Origin of the sequence: Dyella acidiphila (assembly GCF_014863405.1) — a bacterium.
GTDB lineage: Bacteria > Pseudomonadota > Gammaproteobacteria > Xanthomonadales > Rhodanobacteraceae > Dyella_B > Dyella_B acidiphila.
This window is the reverse complement of sequence record NZ_JACZZA010000008.1, coordinates 164,248-188,076: the sequence shown is the minus strand read 5'-3', so window position 1 is coordinate 188,076 and position 23,829 is coordinate 164,248. Positions and strand designations below refer to the sequence as shown.

Annotated in this window: 15 protein-coding genes; 6 read left to right on the top strand and 9 right to left on the bottom strand. The window is 64.9% G+C overall.

Annotation, left to right across the window (positions count from 1 at the left end; genetic code table 11):
- Positions 1 to 34: 34 nt before the first annotated feature.
- Genes pgeF through rluD form a run of 3 tightly spaced genes read right to left on the bottom strand, consistent with a single transcriptional unit; the run spans position 35 to position 3,118 of the window.
- Positions 35 to 784, bottom strand: a complete 750-nt coding sequence (gene pgeF, locus IGX34_RS13870) for a peptidoglycan editing factor PgeF (RefSeq protein WP_192556317.1) — start codon at positions 782 to 784, stop codon at positions 35 to 37.
- Positions 777 to 2,168: a hypothetical protein gene (locus tag IGX34_RS13865; protein ID WP_192556316.1), complete on the bottom strand. Its 1,392-nt coding sequence runs from the start codon at positions 2,166 to 2,168 to the stop codon at positions 777 to 779. The genes pgeF and IGX34_RS13865 overlap by 8 nt, the downstream gene beginning before the upstream one ends.
- Positions 2,165 to 3,118, bottom strand: coding sequence for a 23S rRNA pseudouridine(1911/1915/1917) synthase RluD (gene rluD / locus IGX34_RS13860; protein WP_192556315.1), 954 nt, complete (start codon positions 3,116 to 3,118; stop codon positions 2,165 to 2,167). The genes IGX34_RS13865 and rluD overlap by 4 nt, the downstream gene beginning before the upstream one ends.
- Before the next feature lie 71 nt (positions 3,119 to 3,189).
- On the opposite strand from rluD, the gene IGX34_RS13855 reads away from it, so the two are divergent.
- A complete protein-coding gene (locus IGX34_RS13855) occupies positions 3,190 to 4,050 on the top strand; it encodes an outer membrane protein assembly factor BamD (RefSeq protein WP_192556314.1) in 861 nt (286 codons plus the stop codon).
- Between the two features lie 156 nt (positions 4,051 to 4,206).
- On the opposite strand, the gene IGX34_RS13850 is transcribed toward IGX34_RS13855, so the two are convergent.
- A complete protein-coding gene (locus tag IGX34_RS13850; RefSeq protein ID WP_192556313.1) occupies positions 4,207 to 5,847 on the bottom strand; it encodes an NAD+ synthase in 1,641 nt (546 codons plus the stop codon).
- A gap of 290 nt (positions 5,848 to 6,137) precedes the next feature.
- On the opposite strand from IGX34_RS13850, the gene IGX34_RS13845 reads away from it, so the two are divergent.
- Positions 6,138 to 7,838 (top strand): sensor domain-containing diguanylate cyclase, encoded by a 1,701-nt coding sequence (locus IGX34_RS13845; protein WP_192556312.1) that lies wholly within the window; start codon positions 6,138 to 6,140, stop codon positions 7,836 to 7,838.
- Positions 7,839 to 7,842: 4 nt separating this feature from the next.
- On the opposite strand, the gene IGX34_RS13840 is transcribed toward IGX34_RS13845, so the two are convergent.
- From IGX34_RS13840 to sucC, 4 genes are all read right to left on the bottom strand, one after another.
- Positions 7,843 to 10,011: an NAD(P)-binding protein gene (locus IGX34_RS13840; protein ID WP_225737461.1), complete on the bottom strand. Its 2,169-nt coding sequence runs from the start codon at positions 10,009 to 10,011 to the stop codon at positions 7,843 to 7,845.
- A complete protein-coding gene (locus IGX34_RS22095) occupies positions 10,011 to 10,988 on the bottom strand; it encodes an acetoacetate decarboxylase family protein (protein ID WP_225737460.1) in 978 nt (325 codons plus the stop codon). The genes IGX34_RS13840 and IGX34_RS22095 overlap by 1 nt, the downstream gene beginning before the upstream one ends.
- Positions 10,989 to 11,167: 179 nt before the next feature.
- The gene (gene sucD, locus IGX34_RS13835; RefSeq protein ID WP_188797202.1) at positions 11,168 to 12,043 is read right to left on the bottom strand and encodes a succinate--CoA ligase subunit alpha; all 876 of its coding nucleotides are present in this window, start codon (positions 12,041 to 12,043) and stop codon (positions 11,168 to 11,170) included.
- A 13-nt stretch (positions 12,044 to 12,056) separates the two neighbouring features.
- Positions 12,057 to 13,217 (bottom strand): ADP-forming succinate--CoA ligase subunit beta, encoded by a 1,161-nt coding sequence (gene sucC / locus IGX34_RS13830; RefSeq protein WP_192556311.1) that lies wholly within the window; start codon positions 13,215 to 13,217, stop codon positions 12,057 to 12,059.
- Positions 13,218 to 13,660: 443 nt separating this feature from the next.
- Here sucC and IGX34_RS13825 point away from each other — a divergent pair, with 443 nt between their 5' ends.
- Positions 13,661 to 15,280: an ATP-binding protein gene (locus tag IGX34_RS13825; RefSeq protein ID WP_192556310.1), complete on the top strand. Its 1,620-nt coding sequence runs from the start codon at positions 13,661 to 13,663 to the stop codon at positions 15,278 to 15,280.
- Between the two features lie 46 nt (positions 15,281 to 15,326).
- On the opposite strand, the gene IGX34_RS13820 is transcribed toward IGX34_RS13825, so the two are convergent.
- The gene (locus IGX34_RS13820; RefSeq protein ID WP_192556422.1) at positions 15,327 to 16,289 is read right to left on the bottom strand and encodes a LacI family DNA-binding transcriptional regulator; all 963 of its coding nucleotides are present in this window, start codon (positions 16,287 to 16,289) and stop codon (positions 15,327 to 15,329) included.
- 365 nt (positions 16,290 to 16,654) lie between these two features.
- Here IGX34_RS13820 and pgmB point away from each other — a divergent pair, with 365 nt between their 5' ends.
- The 3 genes from pgmB to IGX34_RS13805 all read left to right on the top strand — a co-directional run bounded on the left by pgmB (position 16,655) and on the right by IGX34_RS13805 (position 23,828).
- Positions 16,655 to 19,675: a beta-phosphoglucomutase gene (pgmB, locus tag IGX34_RS13815; RefSeq protein ID WP_338015473.1), complete on the top strand. Its 3,021-nt coding sequence runs from the start codon at positions 16,655 to 16,657 to the stop codon at positions 19,673 to 19,675.
- Positions 19,676 to 19,735: 60 nt separating this feature from the next.
- Positions 19,736 to 22,321 carry a TonB-dependent receptor gene (locus IGX34_RS13810; protein ID WP_192556308.1) on the top strand — a complete coding sequence of 862 codons (2,586 nt, stop codon included), beginning with the start codon at positions 19,736 to 19,738 and terminating at the stop codon, positions 22,319 to 22,321.
- Positions 22,322 to 22,562: 241 nt separating this feature from the next.
- A complete protein-coding gene (locus tag IGX34_RS13805) occupies positions 22,563 to 23,828 on the top strand; it encodes an MFS transporter (protein WP_225737459.1) in 1,266 nt (421 codons plus the stop codon).
- Position 23,829: the final 1 nt, after the last annotated feature.

The window sequence follows — 23,829 nt, the reverse complement described above, 5'->3', positions numbered from 1 at the left end:
GACAGCTAATCGCGGCCGGCCGGCGGCCCGGCCCTCAGTCCGCAGAGAGCCAGATCAGGCTGGCGAAACGCCCGCTGCGGGCGCCTTCGCGCCGATAGGAATAAAAGCGCGCATCTGCACGCGTGTCGAAACCGCCGCCATAAATGCGGGTCACCCCGGCGGCCTGCAGCCGCTGCCGCGCCAGCATCGACAAATCGCATAGCCAATGACCCTGGCGGGTCGCGGTAAAAGCGCTTGCGGCCGCCGCATCGTGGGCGATGAAAGCCTTGCGCACTTCTTCGCCCACTTCGTAGGACGGCCCACCGATGCACGGCCCCAGCCAGGCCATCAGGCGCGTCGCCGGCCGCTGCATCTGTTCGATGGTTTCTTCCAGCACACCGGCAGCCAGCCCGCGCCAACCCGCATGCGCGGCGCCGATGGTGCTGGCGTCCTCGGAGCAGAACAGCACCGGCAGGCAGTCGGCAGTGAGAATGGCCAGCACCGTGCCGGGCAAATGCGAAACGGCCGCATCGGCTTCGGGTTCTTCGGGACTGGGCAAGGGCCCCAGGTCGGCCACCACCGTGCCGTGCACCTGGCGCAGCCAGCGCGGTTCCGCCGGCAACCCCAACGACTGGCGCAAAGCGGCGCGATTGCTCTGCACCACCTGGGCGTCGTCGCCGCTGCGCAAGCCAAGATTGAAGCGTCCGAACGGCGCCTGCGACACGCCCGGGCCATCGCGCGTGGTGACAGTCGAATGTACGCGGCCCGGCGCGGGCCAGTCGGGGAAGAGCCAGGATTCAGTCATTAGCCGTGACCACGCGTGCTGCCTCACGCTCGCGCAATACCTGCAAGAAATAGCGATACAGCCAGACAAACAAGAAAACCGCAAGCAGAAAAGTGAGCGGCCGGAACGGCACGCTGTAGCGCGAGAACGGCGCGCCCACCACATGCACGCCGATGGCAAACAACTGCAGCAAGGCCAGAAAACGGATCCCCTGCGTCTGCCTGGGCGCGAACAGCGCGGCGGTCCGCGGCAGGAAAGCGAACAGCATGCCGAGCACGCCGCCGATGATCAAAGGCGCGTAGATCGCCCGTATCACGGCACGTGCGCCCAGGAACATCGGATTCCACAGCCAGGGCGAACGGAGCAGCGGATAGACGAAAATATCGCCCCAGCCCTGGTCCGCCGACCAGTTGAAGAAATACACCACCTTCCCGATCAGGTACCAATGCAGCATCGCCAGCGGCGCCTTGGCGAACTTGCTGGCGAGATCGTGATAGATGCCCGGCCAGCTTGCGGTGGCAAGCGCGGTATTCGGATCGAACCGGTTGGGGTAGCCGAACGTCTCGCGCCGGCCTTCGTACATAAAACCCGGATAGCTGCCGTCGTGCAGCGTGTCGATCATCTTTTCCGCATCGGACAGCCGATGCAGGGTGATTTCATTGCGGATCCACCAGGGCGACATCGCCAGCACGAAACCGAAGGCCAGCAAGGCGATTTCGCGCCGGTACTGCCGCAGCGGGCGCCACACCAGCATCAGCAATACCAATACCGGCACCCACTGGTTGAGCGTGGGCCTGATCAGGCAGCTGAGGCCGAACAACATGCCGCAGGCACAGGCATAGCTCCAGCGCGGCCACCCGCGCGCGGATTTCAGCGCCAGCACCGCGGCGGCGAGCGCCAGCATCAGCGCAAAGCCGTAGAAGGTCTCCGTCAACAGATAGCCGACGTAGACGCTCTGGTGCGGACTGAGCACGACCAGGGCGCCCAGCAGCAATCCGGGCCAGGCCCCGACCAGTTCCATCGCCAGCAGGACGGAACACAGCAGGGTCGCTTCCGCGATCCATCCCTGCACGTAACAGACCCTGGCGATGAAGGCCGGCGAGAGCTGCTTCGGCATCAACGCCTGCAGCAGCAGCGGATACCCCGGCGGCCTGATCGCATCCGGCCTGGGCGCCGCCGGTGAGCGGTCCATGAAGGTGGATGCGTCCAGCGAATACACGCCATAGGTCTGCACATTCCAGGCGTAGGCGACATAGTCCCTGGCATCGTTGCGGACCGGCGCGTCCACCTGCGTCCCCCAAGCCGTGCCCAGGCGCAGCAGCAATCCCACCGAGAGGATCAGCACCAGGCACAGCAACTGCAACAAGCGTCCCAGCGAATGCCGGCCCGATGCGCCTGCATTCACGCGGCATCCCCTTTGAGCGCGGCGATCAGCGCGTCCATGTCGGCCGGCCGCGGCGCCTGGAAGCGCATCGGCTGCCCGTCGGCCGGATGCTCGAAGGCCAGGCATTCGGCATGCAGCGCCTGCCGCCGGAATGCGCGCAAGGCTGCGACCAGCTCCGCCGAGGCGCCCTTGGGCAGGCGCAGGCCGCCGCCATAGAGGGGGTCGCCGACCAGCGCATGCCCGATATGCGCCAGGTGCACGCGGATCTGATGGGTGCGGCCGGTTTCGAGATTGCACTGGATCAGGGTATGCGCGCGGAACCGCTCGCGCAGGCGATAGTGGGTGACGGCGTGCTTGCCGTCTTCCTCGTCGCGCACGGCCTGGCGCAGGCGATCGCTCATATGGCGCCCGATAGGGGCGTCGACGGTGCCGCCGGCGATCAGGGTGCCCAGCACCACCGCCTCGTACTGACGCTCCACCGCATGCTCGGACAGCATCGCCACCAGCGCGGTGTGGGTGGCCAGGGTCTTGGCCACCACCATCAGGCCGGAGGTGTCCTTGTCCAGGCGGTGCACGATGCCGCCGCGCGGCAGCTCGGCCAGGCGCGGATCGTGATGCAGCAGGGCATTGAGCACGGTGCCGGCCGGGTTGCCGGCGCCGGGATGCACGACCAGGCCGGCCGGCTTGTTCAGCACCAGCAGGTGGTCGTCCTCGTGCACGATGTCCAGCGCAATATCTTCCGGCGCGCTGGCCACCTCGACCTCCAGCTCCGCCTCCAGCCGCACTTGCTCGCCGCCGCGCAGGAGATAGCGCGGGGCCGCCGGGGCGCCGTCCAGGGTCACTGCGCCGGCCTTGACCCAGGCGGTGAGGCGGGAACGGGAATAGTCCGGGAACATCTCGGCCAGGGCTTGGTCGAACCTCCGACCTGCCGCGGACAATGGGACCACGGCCTCGTGTCGAATCACGGTCATGCTCGATCCCCCGGCCAGGCGCCGGTTTCGGCTATGATCCCTTTTCGCTCAAACATCTGAACCCCTTACTCATGCGCGTAACCAAGCTGCCGGTCGCTCCGACATCTGCCCTTAAAGTATTGATGGTGCTCGTTCTGGCTTTGACGATGAGCGCCTGCTCGTGGTTCGGGCACAAAGGCGACCCGCTCGACACCCTGCCGCTGCCGCTGCTTTACGCCAGGGCCCACAACGATCTGATCCACTCCGATTACTCGGCGGCCGAGAAAGCTTATCAGCGACTGATCGCCCGTTTCCCGTCCGGCCCGTTCAACGAACAGGCCCAGCTGGAACTGGCGTACGCGCAGTACAAGAACAACAAGCCGGATGATGCGTACTCCACCATCAACCGCTTCATCAAGGCCAACCCGCTCAATCCACATGTGGATTATGCCTATTACCTGCGCGGCCTGATCAACTTCGACCGCACCGCCGGTGTGATCGAGCGTGTGTTTTCCAGCAAGCAGGAAGGCGCCCAGACCCGTCGCGACCAGGGCTACAACCTGAAGGCCTTCGACGATTTCTCCGAGCTCAGCCGCCGCTTCCCGGACAGCGCCTACGCCGCCGATGCGCGCCAGCGCATGATCTACCTGCGCAACGTGCTGGCCCAGTTCGAAATCAACGTGGCCAAGTTCTACCTGCGCAACAAGGCCTTCGTGGCCTCGGCCGATCGCGCGCAGTACGTGATCGAGCATTACCAGGAATCGCCGCAGGCCGGCGATGCGCTGGCGATCCTGTGCCGCAGCTATCTGATGCTGAACCAGAAGGACCAGGCGGCGCAGGTGCGCCAGGTGCTGGCGCTGAACTATCCGGATCATCCGTACTTGAAGGATCCGAAGTGGCCGCACACGCCCTCGACGCTGCGCAAGATGATTCCGTTCTCTGGCCACTATTGAGTCGACGGTTTCATGCTTCACAAAAAAGCCGGTGCGCCCTCAGGCCACCGGCTTTTTTTGTTGGCTGGCTTACGCTGGGCTTGATCCGGGGTAATCGGACAAGCCGCTATCGAAGCGGCATCGCTGGGTTACGCTGCGCTAACCCAACCTACGCGGCTACTTCCAGCCGGAAGTGATCGGATAGCGGCGTTCGCGTCCGAATGCTCGCGTGGTGACACGTGGCCCAGGCGCCGACTGGCGACGCTTGAATTCGTTCACCAGCACCAGCCGCACTACCCGGTGCACGGTGTTTTCGTCGTAGCCGGCAGCGATGATTTCCGCCTGCGACTGCTCGTCTTCGATAAAGCGCGCCAGGATCGCGTCGAGTTCGTCGTACGGCGGCAGCGAATCCTGGTCGGTCTGGTTGTCGCGCAGCTCGGCCGAAGGCGGCCGCTCGATCACCGCGGGCGGAATCGTCCAGTCGTCGGGCTTGCCTGTCTGCAGCGCCTGCGCCTGGTTGCGCCAGCGCGACAGGCGATACACCTCGGTCTTGTAGACGTCCTTCAACGGCGCATAGGCACCGCACATGTCGCCGTACAGCGTGGCATAGCCCACCGCCATCTCGCTCTTGTTGCCGGTGGCCAGCAACAGCCGGCCGTGCTTGTTGGACAGCGCCATCAACATCACGCCACGGGTGCGCGATTGCAGGTTTTCCTCGGTGGTATCGGCCGGCTTGCCCTGGAACAGCGGGGTCAGGGTAGTGATGAAGGCATCGTAGGCCGGCTCGATGCCGAGCACGTGATACTCCACGCCCAGCCGTTCGGCTTGTTCGCGTGCGCCATCCAGCGACAGCTGCGAGGTGTAGCGCATTGGCATCATCACCGCGGTAACGCGTTCGGGACCGAGCGCATCGACCGCCAGCGCCAGGGTCAGCGCCGAATCGATGCCACCGGACAGACCCAGCAGCACACCGCGGAAACCGTTCTTGTCGATGTAGTCGCGCACGCCGCGCACCAGCGCGGCATATAGCGTGGCTTCGTGCGAGCGGTCGGGCACGCTGGGCCAGTCGCGTGCGCGCAAGGTGCGATCGCTGGGATCGAAATCGGCCCACAGCAGGGCATCGACGAAGGCCGGTGCGCGCGCGGCAATGCTGCCGTCGCCATTCACCAGCAGACTGCCGCCGTCGTACACCACTTCGTCCTGGCCGCCGACCAGATTGAGATAGACCACGGCGCAGCCGGTTTCCTGCGCGCGTGCCGACAGTACTTCTTCGCGGGTGGTCTGCTTGGCCGCATCCCAGGGCGAGGCATTGATCACCACAATCAGTTCAGCACCGGCCTTGGCGGCGGCAGCGGCCGGTTCGGCCTGCCAGATGTCTTCGCAAATCAGATACGCCACGCGCACGCCATCGAGCACGGCGATGGCACTGGTACGCCCGGGGCGGAAATAGCGTTTGTCGTCGAACACGCCGTAGTTGGGCAGGATCTGTTTGTGCGTCACCTGCGCGATCTCGCCGCCGCGCAGGAACGCCGCCGCGTTAAACACCTCGCCCTGGCTGTGCGGAAAGCCGACGATGGCGGCCAGGCCATTGGTCTGCGCCGCCAGCTGCTGCATGGATTCCTGGCAGGCCGCCAGAAAGCTCGGGCGCAACAGCAGGTCTTCCGGCGGATAGCCGCTGATGGTCAGCTCCGGAAACACCGCCAGCGCCGCGTGCCCGGCACGCGCCTCGGCCATCAGTTCCTGCACCTTGGCGGTGTTGGCGGCGACCGCGCCGACGGGAAAATCGTATTGGGCCAGAGCCAGTCGAAGCGCAGCCATGCGTTGTACTTGTTGGGGACGAGTGGCGCTAAATGGTAGTGGAAGCGCAAAGAACAAGAGAGCGGCAGCCGGCCCCGGAGCTGCCCGCGCCGATGGCGCATTTATTGCTGAGGCGGAATCGCGCCGGCCGGCGACACGAGACGTGCCTGCACAGCACCGCCCCTAACGCGTGCACGCCGGCTCAGCGGTGTACCATCCGCCGCACGCAGACTGTGAAAAAAGGGGCAGATTTGCGTACTCATCCGCACGCACAGGAACCCGCGTCGCCGCGGTTGCCGGGCCGTGGCCCGATGGCCGTGCTATGGCTGCTGCTGGCCTTGCTGATGCCCGCGGCAAGCCGGGCGGCCGAGCCCTATTCCCTGTTCGGGCCGCCGCTGCGGACACCGACGGTGCTGGTCTATGGGGCCAGCGCCGACGAACCGGCACCGCCCGGCTATGCCGCGCTCGATCACTGGCTGGTGGCGCACCCATCCCTGCCCCGCATCGACATGCTGGGCGGCAGCTTCTGGCTGGTGGCGCGCTTCACCCCCACGCAATCGGCCACCGAATGGGTGGTGACCTTCGACAACACCTATTACGACAACGCCGATATCTGGGTGCTGGGCGATGACGGCCTGCGCCGGCAATCGGAAAGCGGCGCCGACACCGGCATCAACGACATGCCGCGCGGCACCTTGCCGGTCAAGCTCACCGCGGGTCATCACTATGCGGTGGTGATCCACGTCACCTCGAAGTTCTTCACCGCGCTGCCGCGCATCGACCTGCACACGCGCGCCCAATATCACCAGCGCCGGATCAGCGAGACGGCGCTGATGCTCGGCGCGCTCGGCATCCTGTTCGGACTGGGCGTTTTCATCCTGTTCGTGGGACTGTGGATCAAGGATCGCGGCTACACCCTGTACGGGTCGCAGGCGCTGATCCTGGTGCTGGGCTGGAGTTTCTTTTTCGGCGTGCCGCAGGGCTGGCTGGGGGTGAATACCGAACCGGTGAATTTCGCCCAGTGGTTCATCCTGCTGCCGGTGGTGCATGCGCGCTTCACCATCCGCTTTCTCGATCTGTGGCGGCACGCACCGCGCATGGCGCGGATCGGCGACGGCATCGTGATCGGCGCGATCGTCGCGTTGCCGCTGTCGCTGTGGCTGCCGTCGCTGGCGTTTCTGCTGGCGACCATCGGCGTGTCGGTGGCGGTGCTGTTTTCCGCCAGCATGGGCTTGTGGTCGCTGCTGCACGGGGTGCGCCGCGCACGCTTCTTCACCCTGGCCTTCATGGCCACGCTGATTCCGGGCGCGATCATCCTGCCGGTGAATTTCGGCCTGGTGCCCAGCGCGGTGGACAACGCCGACCTGCTCACCCTGATCGGCAACGCCTGCGAAGCGATGCTGCTGGCCTTTGCGCTGGCCGATCACGTGAAGCTGGTGGAGGATGGCCGCGAGCGTTTCCGCCGCGGCATGCAGGAAGCGGTGGCCAAGGCGTCCATCGATGCCCTCACCGGCCTGGGCAACCGCCTCGCCTTCAATGTGATGATCGAAGAAATCACCCGGCGCGAAAATGCCGATCCGGCCGAAGGCACCTGGCAGATCGCGATGATCGATCTGGACGGTCTCAAGCAGATCAACGACCGCGAGGGCCACGAGCGCGGCGATGATCTGCTGTGTGCCGTCGGCGAAGGACTGGCGCGCCTGGGCGAGCTGATCCGCGCGTTCCGCCTGGGCGGCGACGAATTTGCGTTGATCGCCTATGGCGACGAGCTCGGCAAGCAGCGCCTGGGCCGCGCGCTGGACGAACTGGATCTGGCGCTGCGCAAAAGCGATTATCCCGGCGCCGGCATCAGCTACGGCATTTGCAGCGCACCGATCAACCAGCGGCATTTCAGCAGCGCCGATTTCGCCGAGCTGATCCGCCTGGCCGACCGCATCATGTACGCGCACAAATCGCAGCGCTACAGCGAGCGCAACGCGGAGCGCCCGCTGTCCGAACTGGGCAGCGAATAAATCCTTACCAGCCGCGCTCGCCCTGAATCACTGCCGGCACGCCGCAGATCGCCCGGCTCGCCTGCATGCCGCCCATCACCGCCGCTTCCACGCAGCCGGCATCCAGCCCGGTCTTCAGCCAGTCGCCGGCCAGAAACAGATTGCTGAAACCGGATTGATCCGCACGCAGGCGATAACGGCTGGTGCCGACCAGCGACAGCACGTAGCGTTCGGAAGGATCGATATTGGCGCGCCAGTACTGGCTGTCCAGCCGCGCTGCGCCGGTGCCGCCGGCCGGATCGACCAGCCAGTCCCAGGGAAAATCATGGCTGCCGGCCTTGCTCCACAGCGCATGGATCTGTGTCTGCAGTTGTTCGATCGCCGCCGCCTTCACCTGTGCGGCGCAGCGTGCGGGAAAGTCGTGATCGTCGGCCGACGGATACGCATCCAGCGCCAGCGCATTGCAGAAATAGGCGATGTTCTTCGGCGCATCGCCCGCCGGCCAGGTTTCCCGGCACAGCAATTGATTCATCGAGGCCCAGGTATCGAACGGCTCGGTAAAGCCGGACAGCACCGGCTCTTCGCCGTGGGCGCCGGGGTAATTCCAGCCGATGCCGTCCAGATCGCGGTTCAACCACAGCTGGTAGGCCTGCGTGGCTACCGCCGCGACATGTTCACTGCATTCGCGCAAGGGCGCGCTGATGGCCAGCAGCGGTTGCGCCACCCGCGCCAGGCTGGCCACCGACAGGCCGAACACCACCTGGTCGAAGTCACTGCCCGCACGCAGGATTTTTCTCGGCAGCGGCACGCCGGTCGCTTGCTGATACAACTGCGGCCAATCCGTCCAATGGCTTTCCAGATTGACCTGATGTGCCTGCAGCAACGCGGCCTGTTGCGGGTCGAGCTGGGCGTATAGCGGGGCCGATGGCCAGCACGGCAAGCCGTTTACATCCAGCAATGGTTGATACGCGTCGCCAGGCACGGCGACTTGCTGTTCCAGTTCGATTTCGCCGATCGCGCCGCCCGCCGCATCCGGACGCAGCTCGCGCAGCTTGTGGAAATAGTGAAAACGCACGCCTCGCCGCGCCAGCACTTCGTACAGCGGCGCAAACACCACGTCGCCCATGCCCGCCTGCATCTTGTACATCAGCGCGTCGCGGTAGCCGAGCCCGACCTTGAGCATGCCACGCAGCATGGTGCCGGCTTCGATCTCCGGCAGCCGCGGATCGCCATTGCGGTAGGCAAACACCAGGTCGTAAAAGCCGCGCACCGGCGCACCGTTCACGCTCACCGGCTGCGCGCCGTGCGACGCCAGCCAGCTGCGGAAATCGATACCGTTGATGATCTCGAAACCCTTGCTCACCACATCGTCCGCCAGCATGCCGATGCCCACGGCCAGCGACAGATCCATCGCCATATACAGCCGGCGCCAGTCGTCCGACCAGGTATCCGGATCGCCGAACGGCAGCGCCACATCGTGCAGCGCGTGCTGCAGATGCTGCAGCAACAGCAGAATGGACGGCCAATCGGCGGCAGCCGGCGTTTGCGCGGCAGTACGTGCGAGATCGCGCGCCTTGCGCGCCACCACCAGCGGATCGCCCACGTCTTCGAATGCCGTCAGCCCGGCATGCGCCGCCGCCAGCAGTTCGCGCAAACGGCTTTCATGCGGCGCACCCATGCGCAGCCGCTGGCCGGTATGCAGCAGATAACTTTCGGCCCAGGATTCCAGCCATGAGCGTTGCCAGTCGAGCAATTCGGCCAGGATCGCTTCTAGTCCTTCCGGCGCACGCGGCGTCCCCGGCGTGCCGGGCAAGACCGGTGTTTCGATCGGCCATACCCGCCAGCTCGCCTCGATCAGTTCAGACAGGCATACGTAGTGCTGCGGCTTGAATGCATCGGTCCAGCTCGCCAACGGGCTGCCGGCGGGACGATTCAATGCCGCATAGGCCTGCTGCATCAGCTGGAAAGCGTTGTCGTAGAAGCCGAACCAGATATGCAGGCCGTGTTCCTCGATGCGCTGCGCCAGCCCGGCATTGCGCCCACTCGCGCCTTTGCCGCCAAGGCGCCAGCCCATCTGATACACATCGATCTGATAGTGCTGCTGCCAGTCGGCCACGCTGGTCAGCCAGAACACCGCCGTCATCGCGCCGACACCGCCGCCGAGCACGGCGATGCGCCGGGGTTGCGCGGCCATCAGCGCGCGTCCCCGTCGATGCGCGAGTTGTCCACCAGTTCCACCGCCGCCTGCACTTCGAAATCGAATTCGATGCAGAAGCCGCAATGCGCCGGCTGCACGCCCAGCTGCCAGCCCAGCGTGCGCTGCAGCGGAAAACTATCGAGCGGATGCAGGCGCAGGTCGTAGCGTCCGCTCAGCAGCGACAGGCCATGGATCGCCTTGATCTTGGCCGGCGCGGCGACGATCGCCTGATACACCGCGCGATGCCCGTCGCCGTCGGGAAACTGCTTGAGGAAAAGCTGCTCGACGCCCGGAAAGAAATCAAACCATTCGTCGAATTTCTTGCGCCACGCCGGATGCGTATCCCAGAAGCCCGGGGTCTCATGCATGCAAGCGATCAGGCCTTCGCGCCAGGCCAGTACGTCCTTGGTCGGTTCATCCTTCACGCCTACGGTGGCATCCAGATCGAGCAGCGGGTGCATCGCCAGTTCCGTTTCCGGCGCATACGGCTGAAAGCCCTTGGCGGCGAGGCGGAAGGTGGCAGGCGGTTCGTTGCGCGCGGGCATCGCATACAGGCATTCGTATTTCGGGTAGCCGTACAGCTCGCGCCCGTTGACCAGCGCCATGCAGTCGTCGACCCAGATGTGCAGCGGATAGGCATAGAACGTCGGCCACGGATCGCCGGGCTTGCTGCAGCCGACCATCACCCAGGTGACGATGTCGATTTCCGTGCCCCAGCCCTTCACCACATCCATCGGATAGGCGCTGTGCGCGTGCCGGATCTCGGCAAAACTCAGCAGCACATAGTGGGTGAGCACGGTGAAATGCAGTTGCCCGCGGCTGCAGGCATTGAGCGTGCGGTCCACGCTGGCCTGCAGCGCAGCCAGGTCACCCGCCACCCAGAAACCGTAAAGACGTGCCTGCTCCAGCGCCAATGGCGGATGCATCAGCGGCGAACCCGGCGGATACAAGAACGGCGGACGTGTCGCAGACATGCCAGCACCCCCATGCCCCTTCTGCGGTGGGGATACGCTGGCACGAAACGGGGTGCTTGTCGATTTACTTTCGATGACAGGCCGCCGCCCTGCGCAACCGGCAGGCACCTGGCATCGTCGAAGCCATAAAAAAGGGCCGCGTTGCCGCGGCCCTTTGCAGATCACCCGAAAGCGATCGATTACTTCTTCAGCAGACCCGCCAGCGTCTTGCCGAGGTCGGCAGGCGACTTCACCGTGGTGACGCCGGCCTTTTCCAGCGCCGCGAACTTCGCCGCCGCCGTGCCCTTGCCGCCGGAGATGATCGCACCGGCATGGCCCATGCGCTTGCCGGCCGGGGCCGACGCGCCAGCAATGAACGACACCACCGGCTTCTTGACGTATTCGCCGATGAACTCAGCGGCCTCTTCCTCGGCGCTGCCGCCGATTTCGCCGACCATGATAATGCCTTCGGTCTGCGGATCGTCCTGGAACAGCTTCAGGCAGTCGATGAAGTTCAGGCCGTTGATCGGGTCGCCGCCGATGCCGATGCAGGTGGACTGGCCCAGGCCTTCGTTGGTGGTCTGGAACACGGCTTCATAGGTCAGCGTGCCGGAACGCGACACGATGCCGACCTTGCCCGGCTTGTGGATGTGGCCCGGCATGATGCCGATCTTGCACTCGCCCGGAGTGATGATGCCGGGGCAGTTCGGCCCGATCAGCACGGTTTCCGGATGCTGCGCCAGCACGTTCTTCACGCGCAGCATGTCCAGCACCGGGATGCCTTCGGTGATGGTGACGATCACGCGCACGCCGGCGTCGATCGCTTCGAGGATCGAATCGGCGGCGAACGGCGGCGGCACGAAGATCACCGACGCGTCGGCGCCGGTTTCGTCGACCGCTTCGGCCACGCTGTTGAAGACCGGCAGACCGATGTGCTCGGTGCCGCCCTTGCCCGGGGTTACGCCGCCGACCACCTTGGTGCCGTAGTCGATCGCCTGCTCGGCGTGGAAGGTGCCCTGCTGGCCGGTAAAGCCCTGCACGATCACCTTGGTGTTTTTATTGACCAATACGCTCATGACTCAAAGCTCCTCACTTCGCGGCAGCCACGGCTTTCTTCGCCGCGTCGTTGAGATCGTCGGCCGGCGTGATCGCCAGGCCGGAGTTGGCCAGCAGTTCGCGGCCCTTCTCCACATTGGTGCCCTGCAGGCGCACCACCACCGGAATCTTCAGGCCCACTTCCTTCACCGCGGCGATGATGCCCTCGGCGATCAGGTCGCAGCGCACGATCCCGCCGAAGATGTTCACCAGGATGGCGCGCACCTTGTCGGAAGAAAGGATCAGCTTGAACGCTTCGGTGACGCGCTCCTTGGTGGCGCCGCCGCCGACGTCGAGGAAGTTGGCCGGCTCGCCGCCCGCCAGCTTGATCACGTCCATGGTGGCCATGGCCAGGCCCGCACCGTTCACCATGCAGCCGATGTTGCCGTCCATGGTCACGTAGTTGAGGTTGTGCTGCACGGCTGCCGCTTCGGCGGCATCTTCCTGCGAAAGGTCGCGCATTTTGGCCAGGTCGGCGTGGCGGAACTCGGCGTTGTCGTCCGAGTTGACCTTGCCGTCGAGCGCGGCCAGGTTGCCGTCTTCGAGGATGGCCAGCGGGTTGAGCTCAACCAGCGACAGGTCCTTCTCGTTGAACAGCTTGTACAGGCCCAGCATGATCTTGGTCAGCTGCGTGACCTGCTTGGGATTGAGGTCCATCGCAAAGCCGAGCTGGCGGCACTGGTAGGGCTGCAGGCCTTCGACGAAATCGACCACGATGGTGTGGATGTCGTCCGGCATTTCCTTGGCCACCTGTTCGATGTCCACGCCGCCGTGCTTGGAGGCGATGAAGGTAACGGCCTTGCTGTCGCGATCCACCAGGATCGACAGGTACAGCTCCTTGGCGATGTTGGTGGCATCGGTCACCAGCACCAGGTTCACCGGCAGCGCACGGCCGGCGGACTGGTAGGTTTCCATGCTCTTGCCGAGCATGCCCTTGGCGGCGGCGTGGACGTCGTCCAGGCTCTTGCAGAACTTGACACCGCCGGCCTTGCCGCGGCCACCGGCGTGGATCTGGGCCTTGACCATCCATTGCGTGCCGCCCAGGTGCTTGGCGGCATCGACGGCGGCGTCGGGGGAATTGGCGACCTTGCCCGGCGGCACGGCGATGCCGTACTGCGCGAACAGCTCTTTAGCCTGGTACTCGTGGAAATTCATTCGATACCTCGAGTGAATGGGGAAAAATCGAGCCCGTGCGTGAGCGTGCACGGACTTGGGAGAACGGACGGCGGTGGGACGCACTACCCGCGTGCAGTGCGCCGCGGCCATGGGTCAACATGGCGAAAACCGCGCAATACGGCCCGGTATTTTCGCGGAAGCGGCCTCTGATGGAAAGGGGCGCGCAAGAATCGCCTGCCGCCGTTGTCCGTCCCGGCCTTCAGAAACAAGATTGCAAGACCGACGCAAGCTCGCGCCGCCCTTCCAATTGCGCCTCCCGGCAGCCTCCCCCAACGAAGGATTGAGGACTGCGGCCAATCTTGCGAAAGTGGCGCATCGGAGTCCGCTTCGATGTTGTCCTATTGCAAAACCGGCCCCTCGCCCCGCCCGACCCCGGGCAGGATGAGGGCGTAACCCCCAGTTGTTCGTGAGTGCTCAAACCCGTGTCCAGCCGCGCGATCTCCGATTCGCCCAACAGCACGACAACCCGCCACGAATTACTGTTTCTGAATTATTTCCGGCTGGCCCAGGCGCTGGTCTATATCGGCCTGGCCTTCACGCCCTCCGGCATGGGCTGGCCGCACCTGGAAAACATCGGGATGGCGCGCGTCGTGGCGGGCGGCTACCTGCTGTTCGCGCTGGCGATCATCTCGATCACGCGCATGGTCCGCGCGCTGGGCTGGCTGGGCATCCTGGCCACCCTGCTGGGCGACATCCTGGCGGCGGTGCTGGCGATTGCCGCGATGAACGACGCGCGCATCGGCATCGCCATGATGCTGGCGGTGAACCTGGCGGCCGGCGCCCTGCTGCTGCCGCTGCGCATGGCCTTGTTCCTGGCCGCGCTGGCCACCCTGGGCGTACTCGGCCGCACCCTGTTCTCGGTGCCGCACATGGCCTCCGCCGACGACCGCGACCTACTCGAATCGGGCCTGTTCGGCATGGCCTATTTCGCCATCGTGGTGCTGTGCCACGTGCTGGGCCGCCAGCTGCGTGCCAGCGAGGCGCTGGCCGAGCAGCGCAGCATCGACCTGGTCAATCTTTCGCAGGTCAACGAGCTGATCATCCGGCGCATGAAAACCGGGGTGATGCTGGTGGACGACGCCAACCGCATCCACCAGATCAACGAATCGGCCTGGATGCTGCTGGGCAATCCTTCGTCCGACCAGCGCGACCTGGGCCGCGTGGCGCCGGAGCTGTCGCGCCGCCTGTATCACTGGATCACCTCGGGCAAGCTCGACGAAACCGCCACCCAGCTGGCCGACGGCATGCCGGAAGTGGTTCCGCGCTTCAGCCGCCTGGCGCCGAACGACGATTCGCTGGTGCTGATCTTTCTCGACGATACCTCGCTGGTCTCGCGCCGCGCGGAAGAACTTACGCTCAGCTCGCTCGGCCGCCTGTCCGCCTCGATCGCGCACGAGATCCGCAACCCGCTCGCGGCGATCCGCTATTCGGCGCAGCTGCTGGCCGAATCCAGCGACATGAATCCCACCGACCTGCGCATGGTGGAAATCATCAACAACCATTGCAGCCGGCTCAACGAAATCATCGAGAACATCCTGCAATTGTCGCGGCGCGAACGCTCGCGCCCGGAAACGCTCAACCTCGGCGACTGGTCGCACGGCTTCGTGGAGGAATACAAGCAGGGCAACGACCTGGGCGGCGATTCGCTGCGCGTGATCGACAACAGCGCCGCGCCGGTGGCGGCGGTGGCCGATCCGCAGCAGCTGCAGCAAGTGGTGTGGAATCTGGTGCAGAACGCCCTGCGCTACGGCCGCATGCCGGGCGAGCCGGCGCGCGTGATGGTGGTGATCCGCCATGGCGAACACGGCGTGCCGATCCTGGAAGTGATCGATCGCGGCCCCGGCATCGCGCCGAAGGTGGCGGCGCAGATTTTCGAGCCGTTCTACACCACCCACGAATACGGCACCGGGCTGGGGCTGTACCTGGCGCGGCAGATGGCCGAGGCGAACCAGGCAGCGCTGGAATATGTGCGCGTGGCGGGTGGTGGCAGTTGTTTCCGGCTGGTGCTGACGCCACCGGCGCGGATCGAGCCGACGGTTTAGCTGCATCCACCTGGGCGCCGCATGGCATCGAGGCGCCGGCAAGGCATCAGGTGGAACGCACCACCAGCGTCGACGCCATCATCTGCGACTGCACCGCATGGCCCTGGATCAGCCCCAGCACCTTGCGCGCCAGCAACACCCCGCCTTCCTGCCAGTTCTGCCGCACCGTACTCAGCGGCGGCAGGAAGCTCGCGCCCAGCGGCGTGTCGTCGTAGCCGATCACCGACACATCGTTCGGCACCGACAGACCCAGCTCGACCAGGGCACGGATCGCCCCCATCGCCAGCAAGTCGCTGCAGGCGAAGATCGCATCGAAGCGCACCTTGCGCGCCGCCAGCGAACGCACCGCATCCACGCCCGATTCCAGCGTGAAGTCGGCGCGGCGCAGCAGCAGCGGCTTGATGCCGTGCCCGGCCAGTTCGTCCACGAAACCGAACAGGCGCTGGGCCATCTCCGGGTGATCGGGATTGCCGATAAACACCGGATTGCGCCGGCCGATCGATAAAAAGCGTTCGGCCACGCTGATCCCGCCCTGGCGGTTGTCGCTGCCGACCACGATGTGGTTGTCGCCGCCCTGCGCGGCCGCGCCCCACACCACCATCGGCAGGCCCAGCTTGTCGTACAGCCGCACGGCATCCTGGCGCGCGCCCTGGCCCAGCAGGATCAGGCCGTCGGCCGCCTGCACCGCGGCATCGGTGGCGCCCTGGCGGGTGGTCAGCAGCACGCTGTAGCCGGCGGAGGTGAGTTCCTGCGAGATACCGCCGAGCAGCGAAAGCGGATAGGGGTCCCACATAGTGCGGCCCGAAGACGGCTTCATCTCCACGATCACCGCCACCGTATGGCTGCGGCGCAGGCGCAGGTTGCGCGCGCTTACATTGAGCTTGTAGCCATGCTTGCGGGCCAGCGCCTGGATCCGCTCGCGCGTCTCGGCGTTCACCAGCGGGCTTTCGCTCAGCGCCCGGGACACGGTGATCTTGGAGACCCCCGCCAGCTCGGCCAGGTCGGCCATGGTCAGGTTGTGCCGATGCGCCAGCGGTTGTTTCTTTTTGATTCCCGTCAAAACAACGACCCCTTCAAGGATGTCCGATCCAGGCAGCGCACACGCCAGCGTTAAGTTTCGCCATCACGCTGCCCACACAGAATTGACCCGGCCAACCTTATGGTTTGGCAACAGCGATTAGACGCGGCAAGTGTGGCCCGACCCTACCTCTACGTCCAACCGTACGCCCGTGCATTCGTATGCAGTTGCGAAAAATGCTGCTTTGCCGCAAATGATATCGATATCTTGATATCGATATCATTCACTTTTATGCTCCGCCAACCATGGCCCGGCGGCCGATCGGAAGACCAAGCAAGATGCCTAGGGGAGAACACGTGCTAAGCCACGACGCGCCAAACGCCGCCACGGACCCGGCATCCAACGGGAGCGTGGATCCCTGGCGCCTGGTGCTGGCGCACCGCCCCACGGCCGGCGAGCAGCCCACGCTGGAAAGCCTGTTTGCGCTGGCCAACGGCATGCTCGGCGTGCGCGGCGGCCTGGAGGAACACGGCAGCCCGACCCAGGGCACCTTCCTTAGCGGCGTGTGGGAACGCACCCCGATCGAGTACCACGAACGCTTCCCGGGCTTTGCCCGCACCAGCGACACCCGTATTCCCGCCCCCGACGGCACCCGCATCCGCCTGCGCCTGGGCGACATGCTGGTCGACCTCGACGACGGCGAATGGCTGGCCTTCGAGCAGGCGCTGGACCTGCGCGCCGGCTGCCTGCAACGCACACTGCACTGGCGCTCCCCCACGGGTGTCACCCTGCAGATCGACGCGGAACGGATCGTTCCCCTGCACACGCCTAACCTGCTGTGCATCCGTTACCGCGTCACCTCTATCGACTACAGCGGTCCGATCACCCTCGAATCGGCGCTGATAGCCAGCAATACCGCGGCCGCCCAGGGCGACGATCCGCGCATGGGCGCGCGCGTGGCCGGCGGCCTGAGCATCACCACCTCCGATGCCGACCACGTGCTGGCCTCGATCTGCCAGCGCACGCTCAACAGCCATATCCGCCTGGCCAGCGGCCAGCGCCATCGCATGCTGCAGCCGGGGCTGCAGTTCGCACGCGCCATCATCGAAGACGGCGAAGGCGTGCAGCAGCACTACCGCGCCGAGCTGCAGCCGGGCAGCAGCGTGGCGCTGGAAAAATACGTCGCCTATGCGTGGACGCGGCCGGAAGGCGGCGAGACCGAAGCCTCCCTGCTCAACGAAGTCGCCACCACCCTGGAGCAGGCGCTGGAGCAGGATTTCGAAAGCCAGCGCACCGCCCAGGCCAAGGCCTGCGCCGCGTTCTGGCACGAAGCCGAATTGCAGATCGATGGCGACCCGGCGGCCGAACAGGCGCTGCGCTTCAATCTGTTCCACCTGCTGCAATGTACCGGCCGCGACGGCAGCGGCAGCGCGGCGGCGAAAGGCCTCACCGGCGAAGGCTACGAAGGCCACTATTTCTGGGACGCCGAGGCGTTCATCCTGCCGGTTCTGGCGCTGACCTCGCCGGCGCAGGCGCGCAGCATGCTGGTGTACCGCGTCAACACACTGGATCGCGCGCGCAACCACGCCCGCGAAATGAATCATTCCGCCGGCGCGCTGTATGCGTGGCGCACGATCAGCGGCGACGAATGCTCGGCGTATTTCCCGTCAGGCTCGGCGCAGTACCACATCAATGCCGCCATCGCGTTCGCCATCCGCCTGTACGTGGAAGCCACCGGCGACCTGGATTTCCTGGTCGCCGGCGGCGCGGAAGTGTTGTTCGAAACGGCGCGCCTGTGGCTGCAGGTAGGCAACTACAACCCGCGCAAGGGCAATGCCTTTTGCATCTGCCAGGTCACCGGCCCGGACGAATACACCGCGCTGGTCGACAACAACTACTACACCAACCACATGGCGCAGCAGCATCTGCGCTATGCCGCGGAGATCGCCGCCAAGCTGGCCGACCAGCGGCCGCATGACTATCAGCGCATCGCCACCGCGATCGACCTGCCCAGCCGCGAAATCGAGGCCTGGAAAGCCGCGGCCGCAGCGATGTACCTGCCGGTGGATGCGCAACTGAACATCTTTCCGCAGGACGACGACTTCCTCAACAAGCCGCGCCTGCCATTCGCGCAGGACGGCGAGCACGAACATCGCCCGCTGCTGCTGCAGATGCATCCACTCACCATCTATCGCCACCAGGTGTGCAAGCAGGCGGATGTGCTGCAGGCTTTCGTGCTGGCCGGTCACGCGATCGATACGGCCGCCAAGCGACGCAACTTCGATTACTACGAAGGCGTCACCGTGCACGACTCCACGCTGTCGGCATCCACCTTCAGCATCGTCGCCTCGGAAGTGGGCTATGCCGACAAGGCGTATCGCTATTTCCTCGATACCTTGCGCGTGGACCTGGACAACCTGCACGGCAATACCTCGCATGGCCTGCACATGGCGGCGATGGCGGGCAGCTGGCTGGCGGTGGCGTGGGGCTTTGGCGGCATGCGTCCGCAGGCGGGGCGTGCCGCCTTCGCGCCGATGCTGCCGGCCGCGTGGCAGGGCTACCGCTTCGGTCTGCGTTGGCAGGGGCGCCACATCAGCGTGGCCGTCGCTGCGAACGGCGTCACCTACACGCTTGCGCAAGGGCAGCCGCTGGAGATTTTGCATTACGGCCAGCCGCTGAGCCTGCGTGCAGACACCCCCGTACACATGCCGCTTACGGCTTCTTCGCCGGTGCATAACCTTCGCGGCGTCATCTTCGATCTGGATGGCGTTATCGCGGACACCGCCGTGGTGCATCACGCCGCCTGGAAAAAGCTCGCAGGGGAAATCGGCATTCCGTTCGACGACAGTGTCGGCGAGCGCCTGAAGGGCGTGGACCGGCGCGCCTCGCTGGACATTTTGCTGGAACAGGCTGCGCGCACTTACTCGGAAACCGAGAAAGAAGCGCTGGCAAGCCGCAAGAACGACTACTACCGGCAGCAGATCGAAGGATTCGGACCGCAGCATCTGCTGCCTGGCGCGCGCACCGCGATCGAATCGGTGCGCCGCGCGGGCCTGAAAACCGCGCTGGCCTCGGCCAGCCGCAATGCACCGCTTTTGCTGGAAAAGCTCGGTATCGCCGATTTGTTCGACTACGTGGTCGACGCTAACCACATCCGTCATGCAAAACCCGATCCGGAGATTTTCCTGGCCGCCGCGCGCGGCCTCGGACTGGCACCGAGCGAATGCCTCGGCGTGGAGGACGCCGCGGCTGGAATTGCCAGCATTCACTCTGCAGGCATGAAAGCGGTAGGGATCGGCCAGCCGCAGGCTTTGGCTGGGGCAGACCTGCTGTTGCCGGACGTCGCCGCGTTCGACATCAGCCGATTAACCACATAAGCGCAAACCGACGTGGCACACGCCACGCGATCACAAACAAACCGTTGGGGAGAACGATTGATGAAGACCAAGCCACTCGCACGCTTAGCGTTGTCGACGGCGATCGCCGCAACTCTGATGTCCGGCGCCGCCTACGCACAGCAAACCGATCAAAGCACACCGCCTCCGCCGCCGTCCGCGCAGAACGCGCCCACGACCGCGCCGGTGAGGAGCAGTCCCGGCGCACAGCAGGCCGCCAACGCCAAGAACGCATCCACCCTGCAACAGGTGGTGGTGACCGGCACGGCCACCTTCGGCGGCGTAAAGAAGATTGACGCCAGCTACTCGATCACCTCGATGAGCGCCGACCAGATCAAGCAGGCCAATCCCAAGAGCGCGGCCGACCTGTTGAAGGCCTCGCCCGGCATCTATCCGGAATCCTCCGGCGGCCAGACCGGCGCGAACATCGAAGTGGCCGGCTTCCCCGGCGGCGGCGACGCACCCTACGTCACCTTCCAGCTCAACGGCTCGCCGCTGTATCCAATGTCCTCGCTATCGTTCATGGAAAACTCCTCCATGTTCCGCCTCGACGACACCATCGACCGCGCCGAACTGGTGCAGGGCGGCCCGGGCGTGTTGTACGGCAATGGCCAGCCTGGCCTGACCGGCAACTTCATTCTGCGTGAAGGCACCGATACGCCCTCCGGCGACCTGGGCTACACCTACGGCTCAGAAGGCATGAGCCGCATCGACGGCTTCATCGGCTTCCCGCTCGGCAAGGACACTGGCTGGTACGGCAGCTTCGGCGGCTTCTGGCGCAAGTCCGACGGCGTGCGCAATCCGCAGTTCCCCGCCGACAACGGCGGCCAGCTGAGCGCCACCATCAGCCGCGACTGGGATAGTGGCTCGCTGATGTTCTATGCGCGCGCGCTGAAGGATCACAACCAGTTCGTCACCGACACGCCGATCCTCAATCCGAACCAGGGCACGTTCTCCAACTATCCGGGCTTCAATCCGCTGACCGGCACCTTCGGCAGCAAGGCCGATCAGTACGAGACGATCCAGGTTACGCCCTGCAATACGGCCGGCTGCACCCCCGGCGGCATTCCGTTGAACCTGGCCAAGGGTCGCGGTGCCGACATCCACATGTTCGGCAGCAATTTCGACTGGGATTTCGGCAACGGCCTGTCGATTTCCGACAAGCTGAACTTCACCGGCGGCCAGATGAACACGGTGTCGTTCTTCAGCACCGGCGCCAACCCGAGCACGCTGGGCGAATACATCTCCAGCCAGGTCGCCTCGGATATCGCCTCGGGCGAATTGCCGGCCGGCACCTACACCTCGTCCGCCACCTACGCCAATAACGGCGCGGCGGCCAACATGAACCAGAACGTCACTACCCAGGGCTACTGGTACGTGCACAAGCGCATCGCCGCGATCAGCAACGAATTCCATATCAGCAAGGAATTGTTCGACGGCAATACGCTGACCCTCGGCAACTACACCGCGGTCTACAACGACCACGACACCTGGTACCTGGGCAACAACATGTTGCTGCAGGCAATCAGCAATCCGGATCCGATCGCGGTCGATATCAGCAACGGTACCAACACCTACCAGCTGAGCAGCCCGGCCGGCTTCACCAGCGGTCCGAGCACGGCGATCTACGAACGCTGGAACGGCTTCAATACCGCGTTCTTCCTGACCGATACCTGGAAGCTCGACAACTGGCTGTTCGATGCCGGCATCCGCGAGGAACGCCAGCAGGCCAGCGGCGGCATTCAGAACACCGCCACCGGCGACCTGGATGACAATCCGTTCACCCTGTACAACAACGGCTCGCAGTACCTGGCGTCGGGCATGAGCTACATCAATTACCGCAAGAGCGCACCGTCGTGGACCCTCGGCGCCAACTACGAGTTCACGCCGAATATGAGTGCGTACGTACGCTTGAACGACGGCGTGCACTTCCCCGGCTTCGACGATCTGCGCGGCCTGCCGAGCACGCCGGTGGAGAAGATCCACAACCAGGAAATCGGCTTCAAGTACCAGGCCGACTGGGTCTACCTGGACGTCAACGCCTATCACCGCATCTTCTTCGGCGTGCCTTACACCTACACCAATCCGTTCGGCCAGCAGGTCTCGCTGGTATACGGCACCAGCACCAAGGGTGTGAACCTCAACACCACGTTCAAGCCGTTCGAGCACGTCACCCTGACGCTGAGCGGCGACTACATGGACGGCCACTACACCAACACCGGCCTGCAGGAATACACCACGCAGAGCGGTGCGGCCGCGTTCGCCAGCATGTACGGCATGGTGCTGCAGCGCCAGCCGAAGGTGCAGTTCCGCTTCACCCCGGCCTATGACCTGCCGACCAGCTGGGGCAGCCTGCGCGCAGCGATCACCTACGAATACGTAGGCAGCCGCTACGGCGATCTGATCGAGCAGCAGCCGCTGGGCAACTTCTACGACCTGAGCTTCAACGTCAGCGCCAACGTGGGCCAGCACTGGGTGTACACGGTCATGGGCACCAACATGACCAACCAGATCGGCATCACCGAAGGCAACGCCCGTTTGTTCGGCTTTGCCAGCAGCGGCGGCGTGATCCTGGCCCGCTCGATCGAAGGCCGCGAGGTACAAGGCCAGATCAAGTACAAGTTCTGACCGGCGTTTTAGAGCCCTCCCCTCCCTGGGGCACCCATGGCCGGGTGTTTGCATCCCCAAGCACCCGGCCATGGACTTTCTCTCGAGGGTCAGTTGTAGAGTTCGTCCGGTGAGGGATCGCCACCAGGTTTCCACTCACTCCACCGTCATCCCGGCGAAGGCCGGGATGACGGTGAGGTAGCACACAAGGCTAGGCATGCCGGCAGATTTCGTCCGCATGCCCATCGATTAGCAGGCAGCCATGAACCGATTCCGCATGATTACCGCGCTGGCCCTGATCTACATGGTCTTCGCGATCCTGCTCAACAGCGTCGGCACGGTGATCCTGCAATCCATCTATACCTTCGGCATCGATAAACCGCAGGCCAGTCTGCTCGAATTATTCAAAGACCTGCCGATCGCCATCACCTCGTTCCTGGTTGCTTCGTTCCTTCCCCTGCTCGGCTATCGGCGCGCGATGATGATCGCGCTGGGCATCGTCGGTTGTGCCTGCGTGCTGATGCCGCTCTATCCCAGCTTCCGCACCACCGAACTGCTGTTCACCTGCGTCGGCATTTCGTTCGCGCTGACCAAGGTGGCGGTGTATTCCTCGATCGGGCTGCTTACCAACAGCCGCAGCGAACACGGCCGGCTCACCAACACCATCGAAGGCCTGTTCATGGTCGGCGTACTGGTGGCCGGCTGGCTGTTCAGCGCCTTCGTCGACCGCGATGCGCCGGCCAATCCGTCCTGGCTCAATGTGTACTGGGTGCTGGCGGTGATCTGCGTGCTGGTGATCGCGCTGCTGGCCACCGCACGCATGGACGAGTCGGCCGCCCGCGCGGACGAAGACCAGCCGATGCGCGGCTCGCTGCTGGAAATGCTGCATCTGTTCTTGCGTCCGCTGGTCTACGTATTTCTCGCTTCGGCCTTCCTGTACGTGCTGATCGAACAGAGCTTCAGCACCTGGCTGCCCACCTTCAATAACGAGATCCTCAAGCTGCCCAATGCGATGAGCATCCAGATGGCGACCATCCTGGCCGCCGCCAGCGCGGTCGGCCGCATCGTCGCCGGCCAGCTGCTGCGGCGCATGCGCTGGTACACGCTATTGAATATCTGCGTGGTCGGCATGGGCCTGCTGGTGACGCTGACCCTGCCGCTGGCGCAGGGCGTGGTCGCGCACGCGCACGTCGGCTGGCGCGATGCGCCGCCCGCCGCCTACCTGATTCCGCTGATCGGCCTGCTGATGGCGCCGATCTATCCGGTAATCAACTCGGTAGCGCTCAGCTCGCTGCCCAAGCCCTCGCACGCGGCGATGACCGGCCTGATCGTGATCTTCTCCGCCCTGGGCGGCACGCTCGGCTCGCGCATCACCGCGATCGTCTTTTCACGCTTCGACGGCATTCATGCGTTTTACTTTTCGCTGGTGCCGATGAGCCTGATCCTGATCACGCTGTTCCTGTTCAAGCGCGAAACCGATCGCCACCAGGTCAACGTGGAGGCAAGCATCCGCATCGTCGCCAAGTAGC

Excerpts from the sequence above, each read along its gene's own strand:
- rluD (WP_192556315.1), bottom strand. The coding sequence starts at position 3,118 with ATGACCGTGATTCGACACGAGGCCGTGGTCCCATTGTCCGCGGCAGGT.
- pgeF (WP_192556317.1), bottom strand. The coding sequence starts at position 784 with ATGACTGAATCCTGGCTCTTCCCCGACTGGCCCGCGCCGGGCCGCGTA.
- sucD (WP_188797202.1), bottom strand. The coding sequence starts at position 12,043 with ATGAGCGTATTGGTCAATAAAAACACCAAGGTGATCGTGCAGGGCTTT.
- IGX34_RS13840 (WP_225737461.1), bottom strand. The coding sequence starts at position 10,011 with ATGGCCGCGCAACCCCGGCGCATCGCCGTGCTCGGCGGCGGTGTCGGC.
- IGX34_RS13855 (WP_192556314.1), top strand. The coding sequence starts at position 3,190 with ATGCGCGTAACCAAGCTGCCGGTCGCTCCGACATCTGCCCTTAAAGTA.
- IGX34_RS13810 (WP_192556308.1), top strand. The coding sequence starts at position 19,736 with ATGAAGACCAAGCCACTCGCACGCTTAGCGTTGTCGACGGCGATCGCC.
- IGX34_RS13845 (WP_192556312.1), top strand. The coding sequence starts at position 6,138 with ATGGCCGTGCTATGGCTGCTGCTGGCCTTGCTGATGCCCGCGGCAAGC.
- sucC (WP_192556311.1), bottom strand. The coding sequence starts at position 13,217 with ATGAATTTCCACGAGTACCAGGCTAAAGAGCTGTTCGCGCAGTACGGC.
- IGX34_RS13850 (WP_192556313.1), bottom strand. The coding sequence starts at position 5,847 with ATGGCTGCGCTTCGACTGGCTCTGGCCCAATACGATTTTCCCGTCGGC.
- IGX34_RS13820 (WP_192556422.1), bottom strand. The coding sequence starts at position 16,289 with ATGGCCGACCTGGCCGAGCTGGCGGGGGTCTCCAAGATCACCGTGTCC.
- IGX34_RS22095 (WP_225737460.1), bottom strand. The coding sequence starts at position 10,988 with ATGTCTGCGACACGTCCGCCGTTCTTGTATCCGCCGGGTTCGCCGCTG.
- IGX34_RS13805 (WP_225737459.1), top strand. The coding sequence starts at position 22,563 with ATGAACCGATTCCGCATGATTACCGCGCTGGCCCTGATCTACATGGTC.